Origin of the sequence: Burkholderia catarinensis (assembly GCF_001883705.2) — a bacterium.
Lineage (GTDB): Bacteria > Pseudomonadota > Gammaproteobacteria > Burkholderiales > Burkholderiaceae > Burkholderia > Burkholderia catarinensis.
This window is the reverse complement of sequence record NZ_MDEQ02000031.1, coordinates 46903-59988: the sequence shown is the minus strand read 5'-3', so window position 1 is coordinate 59988 and position 13086 is coordinate 46903. Positions and strand designations below refer to the sequence as shown.

Genomic DNA, 13086 nt, shown 5'->3' with positions numbered 1-13086 from the left:
AACTCCTTGAAACGTTTTGTTCACCTGAAACAACCCGAAGCAGGCCGCATGGCGGCCGCCGCTCGAACCCCGGCCGGCCCGCATCACGTCTTCTCCTCGAGTGCGTCGTCGGCGGTGACTTCGGGCGCGCGCTTCAGGCGCAGGCCGACCCGGACCCTCGGGCTGGCGGCGGGCGCATTGCCGGAGAGCGAAATACGATCGACCGGCGTGGTCGGATCACGGCGAAAGACGTCGTGGATCTCGAGCAGTCGATCGCGCATCGCGGCGATGGTCGCGGGGCGGAACAGGTGCGTGTTGTAGATGAACTGGATGAGGTGCCTGCCGTCGCTTTCCACGATCTGGAAGGACAGGTCGAACTTGGCCGTGGTGTCCGTCTGCGAGCGGTCCGTGATGCGAAGGCCCGGCTGAGGCGCCGGCATCGAAATGTGGTTCGCCTGAATGTCGAAGATCGGGAAATGGCCCGCCGGGGTGCGGATCCGGAGATCTTCCAGCAGGACATCGAACGGATAGGACGCGTGCTCCAGCGCTTGCGTGGAGGCTTTCGCCACCCCGTCGATCACCTCGTCCACGGTCGCGGATTTCCGCACCGGGACGCGGAGCACGACGGTGTTGAGGAATACCCCGATCTGCGCTTCGAGCTGTTCGCTGTCGCGCCCGGCCGACACGCTGCCGATGACGATGTCCTCACGCCCCGTGTAGCGGTGCATCAGCACGCAGAACGATGCCAGCAGCACCGCGTAGAGCGACGTATGGTGAGCGCGGGCCAGCTTCGCGAGCCCTTCCACCTGCGGGGCCGACAGTTCGACTTCGAGCGTCTGCCCGGCATGGCCGAGCCGCTCGGGGCGCGGGTAGTCCGATGCCGGTTGCAGGCGGGGCAACGGCGGCGCCAGTTGCTCGAGCCAGTACGCGCGATCCGCGGCGGCACGCGCGCCTTCCAGGCTGGCGTTGTGCCACGCGGCGTAGTCGCGGTACTGGATCGAAAGCGGCGGCAGGTCGCGTCCCGCATACAGCGCATGCAGGTCGTCGGTCAGCACGCGGATCGACCACGCATCCGATATCACGTGGTGCATGTTCAGCAGCAGCAGGTGTTGCTCCGGCGAGAGCCGGACCAGCTTGACGCGAAAGAGCGGTCCCGACGCGAGATCGAATGGCTGCTCGCTTTCCGCGCGGATCAGCGCATCGATGGCTTGCGGCCCGGCATCGTCCGCGAGATCGACCTGCTCGACCCGGAAACCGGAGGCTTCGCGAGTGAGGATGCGTTGCCGCAGATCGCCTTCGATCATCGCGAACACGGTGCGCAGGCTCTCGTGGCGATCGACGAGCATGTCGAACGCACGGACGAGGCGCGCCGTATCGACAGCGTCGTCCAGCTGCAGCGCCCCTGCCATGTTGTACGTGGACGGATCCGCGCCGCGGCTGGCGAGCCAGATCCGCTTCTGAGCGCGAGACACCGCGTACGAGGGTTGCGCGGCAAGCGCCGGAATGATCGCCTCGGCGCTGGCGGAGGAGGCCGGGGTGGACGCAAGCTTCTGCGCGAGCGCGCGCGGCGACGGCGCATGGAAGATATCGGCGACCGCGACGTCCAGTTTCAGTTCGCGCCGGATCCGGCTGACCATCTGGATCGCCTTGAGGCTTTGGCCGCCATGCTCGAAGAAATTGTCGTCGACACCGTTCGGCTGGCGGCCGAGCACCTCGGCGAAGATGCGCAGCAGCGCCGCTTCGACCGGCGTCTGCGGTTCGACCGGCACGCCGTCGGGCACGGACGCCGCTTCCGGGAGCGGCAGCGCGGCACGGTTGATCTTGCCGTTCGGCATGACGGGCAGTGCCGGCAGCAGCATCAAGGTGTCGGGCACCATATGGGCCGGCAATTTTTCGCGCAGTGCCTGGCGCAGGCGCGCGGGCGTCCAGCCGGTGCCCGACGCGTAGCCGCACAGGGTTTTTTCCGCGCCCGCCGCGTCGCGGACGACCACGACGGCGTTGGAGATGCCGGCGAGACCGGTCAGGGCGGCTTCGATTTCCCCGAGCTCGATGCGGTATCCGCGGATCTTGACCTGGAAGTCGCGGCGTCCGAAGAAGTGGAGATTGCCGTCCGGCCCGAAGCAGCCGATATCGCCGGTGCGATACAGGCGCGCGCCCGGTTCCGGACTGAACGGATCGTCGCGGAACACCGCCCGGGTGCGCGCTTCGTCGAACAGGTAGCCGCGCCCGACGCCGGCTCCCCCGATGCAGATCTCGCCCTTGACGCCGACCGGGCAGAGGTTCATGTCGGCATCCACGACGTAGAGGCGCAGGTTCTCGATGGGTCGGCCGATCGGAATCGCCGGCAGATCCGGCGCACACGCCATGCTGTAGTGCGCCACGGAGTCCGACGCTTCGGTCGGCCCATAGGCGTTGATGAGCCGGACACCCGGATTCAGGCGGAACCACGCTCGCGCGGAGGCGGGCTGCAGGGTTTCGCCGATGGTCAGCAGCGTTTCGAGGTGCGGGAAAGCCGGTGCCGCGTGCCTTTCCAGCTCGCCGAGAAAGGTCGCCAGATAGGACGGCACGAATTGCATCGCCGTGATGCGATCGCGGTGAAGGCTGTCGATCAGGCGCGCGGGCTCGAGGATCACGGCATCGGGGTAGATCACCGTCGTGCCGCCCGACACCAGCGCCGCGAAGCATTGCCAGACCGAAATATCGGAGCAGTGCGAAGCGGTCTGCGCGACCGCGCTCTGCGCGCCGAGCTCGACCCGGCGCGCCATGGCGAGCACGTGATTGAGCATGCCGCGATGCTCGACCATCGCACCCTTGGGTTGGCCGGTCGAACCCGACGTGAAGATCACGTAGGCCAGGTCCACCGGCCGGCAACGCGGCGTCACGGGCGCCGGTGCCCCGGCGCCGTGACGGTCGGGCAACCGGGTGGGATCGACCAGCGGGATCGACGCCAGGGCCGGCGGCGGCACGCAGTCCGTGGCGACGATGACCGTCGGCCGAGCCAGCGTCAGGATGGTCTCGACCCGCTGGGCCGGATAGGCCGGATCGACCGGAACGTACGCCGCGCCGCACTTCCAGATGGCCAGGATCGTTTCCAGCATCAGCGGCGAGCGCGGCATCCATACGGCGATCCGGTCGTCCGGCTGAATCGGCGCTCGCTGCAGCAGATGACCGGCGATCCGGTTGGCGCCTTCGACGAGGTCCCGATAGGTACGGACCTCCGTACCGCAGCGGATCGCAATGCGCTCCGGATGAGCGGCGGCCGCGGCCTCGATCAGCTCGGGCAGCGTCCGGTCGGACGGAACCGGCGCGAAGCTATCGTTCCAGTCGAGCAGGATCGCGTCCCGCTCGGCCGCGGTAAGAAGAGGAATGCTGCCGTTCGGGCGATCTTCCGCACCGGCAAGGCCGGCGAGCAGGGTTTCGACATGGCGCAGCAGGCGGACGATCGTGTCGCGGTCGAACCGGCCATCGTCGTACAGCACCTGCAGCGACAGGCGCTTGCCCGGCGTCACGACCAGGGTCAGCGGGTAATTGTTCGGATCGGACACCTGGAATTCGCCGATCCGCAGACCGGGCAGCGCATCGGCCAGCGCTTCCTCGACCGGATAGTTCTGGAAGATAAGCAGGCTTTCGAAGAGCGGCACGCCGGGCGGCAGGCCGGCGAATTTCTGAATGTCGGCCAGCGGATAGTGCGCATACTCCTCCTGCTGCGCGAGATCCATCTGCAGCTGGGCGAGCCACGCGGACGTCGGGCGCGTGTCGATGCGGACCCGCACCGGCAGCGTGTTGATGAACAGCCCGACCATCTCGTCCGATTCCGGCAGCGACGCCGGGCGACCGGAAACGATCGTGCCGAACACGACGTCCGCTTCACCGCTATAGCGGCCCAGCAGTTGCGCCCACGCGCCCTGGGCGAGCGTGTTGAGGGTGACGCGGCGGGTTTGCGCGAAGGCGACGAGCCGCCGCGTGTCGCTTTCGGAGAGCAGCAGCTGCTCTTCCACGTAGGCGCCCGGCGCGGCCGTGCCGTCGAGTTCGGGGCGTCCCAGCACGAGCGGCGTCGTGGTCGGGAAGTCTTCCAGCTTCGTCTTCCAGAAGCGCTCCGCGGCGGCGGCATCCTGGCGCGCCAGCCAGCGCACGTAATCGGCGAAGGCGGGCGGCGCGGCGCGCTGCGGGGCGGCTTCGGCCGCCAGGTCCTGATAGGTGGCCGCCACTTCGCTCAGGAGCCGGGCGGAGCTCCACCCGTCGAGCAGGATGTGGTGATGGCTCCAATGGAAGCGCCATGCCTGATCGCCCAGCCGGAACAGCGCGACGCGCATCAGCGGCGCCCGGGTAAAGTCGAAGCCGCGTGCGCGGTCTTGCGCCACGTAGGCCGCCCAACGCCGTTCCGCCTCCTCGGCGGACGCCGCGCGCAGATCCTCGTCATGCCAGGGCAAGTCGATACGGCGATGCACGACCTGCACCGGGCTTTCGATTTCTTCCCAGTGAAACGAGGTTCGCAGGATGTCGTGCCGGCGCGCCACCGCATCCCACGCGCGGCGGAACCGTTCGACGTCGAGTGCCCCGTCGATACGGAAATCGAGGCTGCTGAAATAGGCATCCGACGCCGGTTCGTACAGGCTGTGGAACAGCATGCCCTGCTGGGTCGGCGTCAGCGCGTAGACGTCGGCGATCTCGTCCGGTATGACCGAGGCCAGCGCCTGCGGCAGCGCATTCGCCGGCTGGCCCGACGCGGGCCGGGTCGATGCGATCTGGACGGCATGGTCGGCGACCAGCGATTCGAGCGCCGCGAGGTAGGCTTGCGCGACGCGCCGGATGGTGTCCGTGTCGTGGCAGGCCCGGCTGAACTCCCACGCAACGTGCAGGCGGTTGCCGGTCACGTACGCGTTGATGTCGAGCAGGTGCTCGCGCAGCTGGTTCCCGTTGCGGCCGTCTCCGCTTGATTCCGCGGCCTGTTTCCAGTCGCGTGCGGCGTTCAGCATCTGGTCGGTCTGACCCAGGTAGTTGAACAGCAGTCGAGGCCGCGGAACAGGACCGTCGAGCCGCTCTTGCAGCAGACCGTAGCTGATGCCCGCGCTCGGGACGGCGCGCAGTTGCGTCTTGATCGACGCAACCAGGCGAGCCGGGTCGTGCGAGCCGGCATCGACCGTCAGCACGACCGGGAAGAGGGACGTAAACCAGCCCACCGTGCGCGAGATGTCGAGGTCCGCGATCAGTTCCTCGCGCCCGTGCGCTTCGAGATCCAGCAGCACGTCGGCGCATCCGCTCCAGTCGCTGACGGCACGCGCGAGCGCGGCCAGCAGCACGTCGTTGATCTGCGCGTCGTACGCCCGGGGCGCGGCGCCCAGCAAGGCCGCGGTGGCGGATTCGCCCAGCTCGACCACGATCGTTTCGGCGGACGACACGGAATTGGCGTCGGCCGTTGCGGCGCGATCGAGCGGCAGGCCGGGCAGGGTGGCACGCGCCAGCGCCTGCCAATGGGCGATATCGGCATCGGCGGCGCCGGAGTCGGCCCAATTCGAGATGGCCTGGGTCCAGGCGGTCCACGTCGCGCCGCCGCCCGCGAATTCGGGCGCCTGGCCGTTGCGCAGGCGGGTATAGGCGTCGTACACGGTCTCGAGCAGCACGCCCCACGACACGCCGTCGATGACCAGATGATGGGCAACCAGCAGCAGACGCAGCGAGCTTCCTTCGTCGAGGCGGAACAGGTCCGCGCGCACGACGGGGCCATCCGACAGATTCAGGCTCGCATGAGATTGCGCGACGTGCTGCGCGAGCTGATCGCGCCGGATCTCGAACACGCCGACGGGGATCTCCGGATCGTCGACGACTTCCTGGATCCAGCCGGACTCGCCCGCACGAAAGCGCAGCCGCAGCGCGTCATGCCATTTGATCGCGTGCCGCAGCGCCTGGCGCAGCAACACCGGATCGAAATCCGCCGGCACGTCGAGCAGGACCGCCTGGTTGTACTGGTCCGGGTCGTCCTTGCGCTGCGTGAAGAAATCCTTCTGGATGGGCGTCAGCGGCAGCGGGCCGGACGACGCGACGAACTCCGCCGCGCCAAGCGTGCCGCGGGTGGCCACGGCGGCGAGTTCGGCAACCGTCGGATGCTGGAAGATGAGCCGGGTGGTGAGCTTCAGCCCTGCCTTGGCGGCCAGCGACACGATGCGCATGCTGAGAATCGAATCGCCGCCCAGCGCGAAGATATTGTCGTGGATGCCCGGCGACGGAATGCCCAGCGCTTCTCCCCAGATGCGGCACAGCAGCGTCTCGGTGGGCGTGCGGGGCAGCGTCGGCGCCTGTCCCTCGGCGGACAGCCGCGAGCGGTCCAGCGGAGGCAGCGCCTTGCGGTCGATCTTGCCGTTGCCGCTCAACGGCAGCGCGTCGAGCACCACGTAGATGCCGGGCACCATGTAGGCCGGCAGCGTGGCGGACAACGCGGCGGCAATCTCCGCGTCGCTCAGCGACGCGCCGTCGCGGAATGCGACATACGCGCACAGCGCGGCGCGGCCGGCGGCGTCGCGATAATCGAGCGCGGCCGCCTGGCGGATTTCCGGAATGGCGGCCAGCGCGTTGTCGATCTCCCCGAGCTCGATGCGGTAGCCGCGGATCTTCAGTTGATGATCCTTGCGGCCGTAGAGCACGATCGATCCATCGGGGAGATAGCATCCGATATCGCTGGTGCGGTACATGCGTACACCGCGGTCCGGACGGAACGGATCCTCGAGGAACGCTTCCCGCGTGCCGGCTTCGTTATTGAGATAGCCGCGGCCGACGGCGACGCCGGACACGCACAGTTCGCCGGGAATCCCGATCGGGCACAGGTTCATCTGCGGGTCGACGACATAGAGGCGCACGTTGCGGATCGGCTTGCCGACCGGTACGTAAGGCGTGGTCGGCGCGCACGTCATGCGGTGCTGCGCGACGTCGTCGGACGCTTCCGCCGGGCCGTACGCGTTCACCACCGCGATGTCCGGGAACACGTCGAACCACCGTTTCACCAGGGCCGGGCTGACCATCTCGCCGGTGACGAGCAGGTGCCGCAGGTGCCGCATCAGCGCCGGGCGTTCCGACGCATGGTCGAGCACGGCGGACAGATAGGACGGCACCAGTTCGAGGATGCTGATCCGGGCGGCTTCCAGGGTCGCGACGAACGACGCCGGATCGCGAATGCACTCGTCGTCGACGATCACGGTCTTGCCGCCGGCGAGCGGCGCCGTGAAAAATTGCCAGACCGAAATATCGAAGCAATGCGGTGCGGTTTGCGCGATCACCGACGACGACGAGATCGAAAACTCGTCGATCTCGGCGAGCATGTGATTCAGCATGCCGGCGTGTTCGACCATCGCCCCTTTGGGCTTGCCGGTCGAACCGGACGTGTAGATCACGTAGGCGAGGCTGTCGGGTGATACGGGGCGGCCGGGATTGGCGTCGTCGACGCCATCGGTGGCGGCGTCGAGCGACACGACCGGCGCGAGCGCGGCCAGCTCGGGCGGCAGGAGGCCGTCGCAGGTAATGACGAGGGCGGCGCCGGAATCCTCGAGAATGGTGCGGATGCGGGCCGCCGGATAGTCGGGGTCGATCGGAATATAGGCGGCGCCGCACTTCCAGACCGCGAGGATCGCCTCCATCAGCCGCTCCGACCGGTGCATGCAGATTGCGACCAGCGCGTCCGGCTGCAGTTCAACGGCGGCCAGCAGGCGGTGAGCGGTGCGGTTGGCGCGGGCGTTCAGTTCGCCCGCGCTCAGGACGATATCCCGGTACTCGACCGCCGGCCGCTCGGGGTGGTCCGCCGCGGCCTGTTCCAGGCGATGCACCACGGTACGCGCGGCGTCGAACGGCACGTCGGTGTCGTTGAAGGTGTCCAGCAACTGCCGGCGTTCGGCTTCGGGCAGCATCGGCAGGCGCCCGAGCAGCCGGTTCGGATCGGCCGCGAATGCGTCGAGCGTCGCGGCCACGTGGCCCAGCATCCGCTGCATGGTGTCTTCATCGAAGCGCCGCGGATCGAACGACAGTTCCATCTTCCAGTCGTCGCGCGCCGTCACGACGAATTCGAGCGGGATGTCGGCGCGGTTGTAGAGCTGCACCTCGTCGACCGCCAGGCCGTGCGCGCCGTGCGTCAGCGACGCATCGAGCGGGTAATTCATGAACGTGATGTTGCTCTCGAACAGCGGCGTAGTCAGCGGCACTTCGCTGCAGCGCTGGATATCGGGAAGCGGGGTGTGCTCGAACTGCGCACGGGCGGCCACGCGCGCCTGGATCATCTTCAGCCAGGCTCCAAGCGGCTGCCGCGGGTCGACCCGCACCCGCACCGGCACCGTATTGATGAACAGGCCGAGCATGGTTTCGATCCCCGGCAGGTTGGCGCCCCGTCCGGACACGACGGCGCCGAACACCACGTCGGTTTCCCCGCTGTAGCGCGACAGCACGAGCGCCCAGGCTGCTTGCGCGAGGGTGTTGAGGGTGACGTGATGCCGGGCCGCGAATTGCCGCAGGCGCGCGCTCAGGTCGGCCGACAGGTCGGCCTGGACTTGCGCGAGGCCCTGGCCGAAGCGCTCGCTCGTTTCCGCGCGCGCTGCCGTGGGCAGCGGGGTCGGCGAGTGGAACCCTTCGAGATAGCGCGTCCAGTATTGCTGCGCGGCCTGCGGTTCGCGCTGCTGCAGCCACTGGATATAGTCGCGGTAGGGGCGCACCGGAGGGAGCGCCGGCGGCAGGCCGCGCGTGAGCGCCCCATAGGCCTGGAAGATTTCCTCGATGACGAGCGACAGGCACCAGCCGTCGGCCAGGATGTGATGGTGGCTCCAGCTGAACAGGTACGCGTGAGCGGCGACGCGCACCAGGCGGCAGCGCACGAGCGGCGCACGATCGAGCGCGAAGCCCTCGGCCAGGTCGTTTTCGAGATGCGCGCTCCAGCGCGTGCGCTGTTCGTCTTCCGGCAGGTCGCGCCAGTCGTCCTGCACCCACGGCAGCGTGGCGTGCGCGTGCACGACCTGCATGGGCTTGTCGAACGCTTCCCAATGGAACGACGTGCGCATCACCGGATGCCGATCGATGAGCTGCTGCCAGGCGGCATGAAACAGCGCGGTGTCGAGGCTGCCGGTGATCCGGCAACTGAGCTGATTGAAGCTGCTTCTCGTGCCGGGCGAGTGCACGGCATGAAAGAGCATCGCCTCCTGCATCGGGGAGAGCTCGTAGATATCGGCAATGGTGGGGGATGTCACGATTTGATCCTTGAGACAAGCGCGTCCAACGCTTCCTGGCTAATGCGCGCGGCCGGAAAGTCCGATGGGCTCAGCCCTCGCGGGTCGTCGCCGCTCGCCGCGACGATCGACAGCAGGCGGCTGCGATAGCACTGCGTCAGCTGCTCGATGACGCCGGGTGCGCAGGCCTCGCGGTTGTAGTGCCACGTCAGGCGCAGGCGGCCGTCGAACACCATCCCGTCGATCTCGAACAGATGGCCGCGCCGCGCGCGCGGGCTGTGCTCGGGGCTCTGGAAGTCGAGCACCGGCTTCCAGCGCGTGTCGTCGGTCAGCACGCGATCGATCTGGCCGAGATAGTTGAAGCGCACCGGCGCCGGCGGCTGCCGTTCCAGTGCCGCCGCGATGCCGGCGTCCTTGCCGAGGTAGCGTGCGATGCCGTAGCCGAGCCCGCGCATCGGCACCGCGCGCAACTGCTCCTTGACGTGGCGCAACGCCTCGACCGCCACGCTCGCGTCGCCAGCATTCAGGAACACCGGATAGTGCGCGGTGAACCAGCCGATGGTGCGTGACGTATCGACGCCGTCGAAAAGATCCTCGCGGCCGTGGGCTTCGAGATCGACGACCAGCGACGCGTTGCCGGTCCAGTCGCCGAACGCGAGCAGCAGGGCCGTCAGCAGGACTTCGTTGATCTGGGTATTGAACGTGCGCGGCACGTCCTGCAACAGCGCGAGCGTCTGCTGGGCGTCGAACTCGATGACCGTCGAGCCGGCTTCGGCGACGGTGCCGACCGGCATGTCGTCGAAGCTCGCCTGTTCTTCGGCGTTCGCCTCGAGCCAATAGTCCAGCCCGTCGAGCGCGGTCGCGCCGAGTTCGGACAGGCGCGTCGACCAGTCGCGCCAGGCCGTCGTCCTGGCCGGGAGCTGCACCGCTTCGCCCGCTTCGAGCTGGCGGCACGCCGCGTACAGGTCTTCGAACAGGATGCGCCACGAGACGCCGTCGATCACCAGGTGATGCGCCACCACGAGCAGGCGCTGCGGCGCGTCGGGACCGAACTGGAACAGGTGGGCGCGCAGCAGCGGCGGCGCGGACAACGTGAAGCTTTCCTGCATGCGGGTGGCGATCGCGAGCATCTCGGCCTGCCGTGCGGCGGGCGCCGCGCCGGCCAGCGACGTGACGCCGAGCGGGATCGCCAGCGGCGGCGCCGCATGCGATTGCTGCCACGCGCCGTCGACGCGCTCGAAACCCAGCCGCAGCGCGTCATGATGCGTCGCGACGGCCGCCAGCGCGTGCTCGATCACGTCCGGCCGCAGCGACGCGGGCACCTCGATCAGGGTCGACTGGTTGTAGTGGTGCGGATCCGCCACGTCTTGCGCGAAGAACCAATGCTGGATCGGCGTCAGCGGCGCGGGGCCGACCACCGGCTCCTGCGAAATCCGGATCGACGGCGCGTCCACGGCAACCCGGGCGAGCTCGGCGATGGTCGGATGCGCGAAAAACTGGTCGGCGGTGAATTTGAGGCCGACTTGCTGGGCCAGCGACATCACCTGGATGATCAGGATCGAGTCGCCGCCCAGTTCGAAGAAATTGTCGTGCACGCCGATCGGCTCGCGGCCCAGCACCTCGGACCAGATCTTGCGCAGGCGCGCTTCGACGTCGTTGGTCGGCGCGGCGTACGCGGTTTCGCTCGGCACGGGCGCCAGTTCCAGCGCGGCGAGCGCCTTGCGGTCGGGCTTGCCGTTCGGCGTCAGCGGCAGGCGTTCGAGCGTCACGATCGACGCCGGCACCATGAACTCGGGCAGGCGTTCCTTCAAGTATTCCCGCAGGCTGGCAACGCTGGCCGTCGCCGTCTCGACACAGGCCACCAGCTGCTTGTGCTGCGGCGTGTCCTCGCGCACGAACACGATCGCGTCGGTGACGTCGGCGTGCTGCCTGAGCGCCGCTTCGATTTCGCCCATTTCGATGCGATAGCCGCGAATCTTCACTTGCATGTCGCGGCGCCCGGTGACTTCCAGGTTGCCGTCCGGCAGCCAGACGCCGAGGTCGCCGGTGCGATAGAGGCGCTCGCCCGCCTCGAACGGGTGGTCGACGAACGCGGCGGCAGTCAGGTCGTCCCGGCCGACGTAGCCGCGCGCCAGCGCGATGCCGGACACGCAGATCTCACCCGTGCAGCCCTCGGGAGCCAGGGCCCCGTGCTCGTCGAGCAGGTACAGGTGCGTATTGTGGATCGGCCGGCCTACCGGCAGACGGCTGCCGTAGGCGGTTGCAGGGTCGACTACATAGTCCGCGATGCAGACGGTTGCCTCGGTGGGGCCGTACGAGTTGTGGCACGAGCGGGTGCGGGCCAGCTCGCGGAGATCCGCCACGCGGGCGTTGTCGCCCGCGCTGATGACCCGTTTCACGGCGCCGAGCGCGTTCCAGTCGAGCCCGGCGAGATAGGCCGGCGTCGCGTTGACGGTGGTGACGCCCTGCTGCGCGATATATTCCACGAAACGCGGCACGTCCCGGATCACGGCCGGCTTCGCCAGCACCAGGCGCGCGCCCGCGAGCAGCGTGACGAAAATCTCCATGATCGAGCCGTCGAAGCCCGGGGAGTAGAACTGCACGAAGCGATCGGCGGCATCGAAACCGAAGGCGTCCACATGGTACTGCGCCATGTTCAGGAGGCCTGCGTGTTCGAGCACGACGCCCTTGGGCACGCCCGTGGAGCCGGAGGTGTAGATGATGTACGCCGCATCGTCCGGCCGCACCTCGACCTGCGTCGACGCCGATGCAGGTTCCAGCGTGTCGAGCTGAAAGTCGAGGGCGAACATCGGGATCGCCCAGAAATCGGCGAGCAGCGGCAGGTGTTCCGAGTGCGTCAGCAACGCCTTGACCTTCGCGTCCTCGATCATGAAGCGCAGGCGCTCCTGCGGAAACTCCGGGTCGAGCGGCAGATACACCGCGCCCGCCTTGAGGGCGCCGAGCATGCCGACGATCCAGCGCTCGGAACGGTCGGCCACCACGCCCACCACGTCGCCGCGTTCGATCGCGTATTCCGTGAGCAGGAAGCTCGCCAGCCGGGACGCCTGGTCGTCCAGTTCGGCGTAGGTCAGCGATGCGTCGGCGGTCGCCACGGCGATGCTGTCCGGCGTGGCCGCGACCCGTTGCGCGAACTGCGCCAGGAAGGTGCCATGCACCGCGACGGGCGCCGCATGCGAACGAAGGCGCGCGCGTTCTTCGTCGTCGAGCAGCGAGACGGTGTCGAGCGGGGCGTCCAGCGTGCCGAAGCCGGCCAGGACGTTGCGCAGGTGTCGCGCGACATGCTGGAGATAATGCAGCGTGAACACCGTCGGCCGGCCCGTCAGCACGATCTCGTAGCGCTCGCGATGCCGGATCTCGATCGACAGGTCGTAGTCCGCCGACGCCCACGCTTCGTGAAGGCCGTCGAAGCGCACGCCGACGTTGGTCGCGCGGCGTTCGCCATGCAGCTTGTGCGCGAGGGCCGCGATCGGAAAATCCTGATACGAATAGCCGCGCTGCACCGTGTCGCGAACCTGGTTCAGATACGCGCGAACCGTGGGGCCGGGCCGGACGGCGTCGAGCAGCGGGACGGGGCCGGCGGGACCGCTTGCGGGTTCGACGCTCAGGCGCGGCGACTCCACGAACAGGCCGGCCGTGCCGTCGTAGCGCCTGAATACATGGAACAGCGCCGCCAGCAGCACGACGAAAGCGCCCAGCGCCTGACCGGCAGCGAGCTTCTCCAGCACCTGCGCCTCGTCGCCGTCAAGTTCGAACGTCAGTGCCGGCGTGGGGCCGAGCGGCAGTGCATAGGCCTGCCACGCCTGCTGAAGACGGAAGTCTTCGTCGATGCGACCGAGCGCATCGCTCCAGAACGCCACGTGTTCCTGGTATTGCCCGCTGGTCGAGAGCGCGT

At 68.2% G+C, this 13086-nt stretch carries 2 protein-coding genes; both read right to left on the bottom strand.

The window, feature by feature from the left end; all coding sequences use genetic code 11:
• Positions 1–83: 83 nt before the first annotated feature.
• On the bottom strand, positions 84–9194 hold the full coding sequence (locus tag BFF94_RS32545; protein ID WP_128851275.1) for a non-ribosomal peptide synthetase: 9111 nt from the start codon (positions 9192–9194) through the stop codon (positions 84–86).
• Positions 9191–13051 carry a non-ribosomal peptide synthetase gene (locus tag BFF94_RS32540; RefSeq protein WP_246637470.1) on the bottom strand — a complete coding sequence of 1287 codons (3861 nt, stop codon included), beginning with the start codon at positions 13049–13051 and terminating at the stop codon, positions 9191–9193. Before BFF94_RS32540 ends, BFF94_RS32545 begins: the two co-directional genes overlap by 4 nt.
• Between the last annotated feature and the right edge of the window lie 35 nt (positions 13052–13086).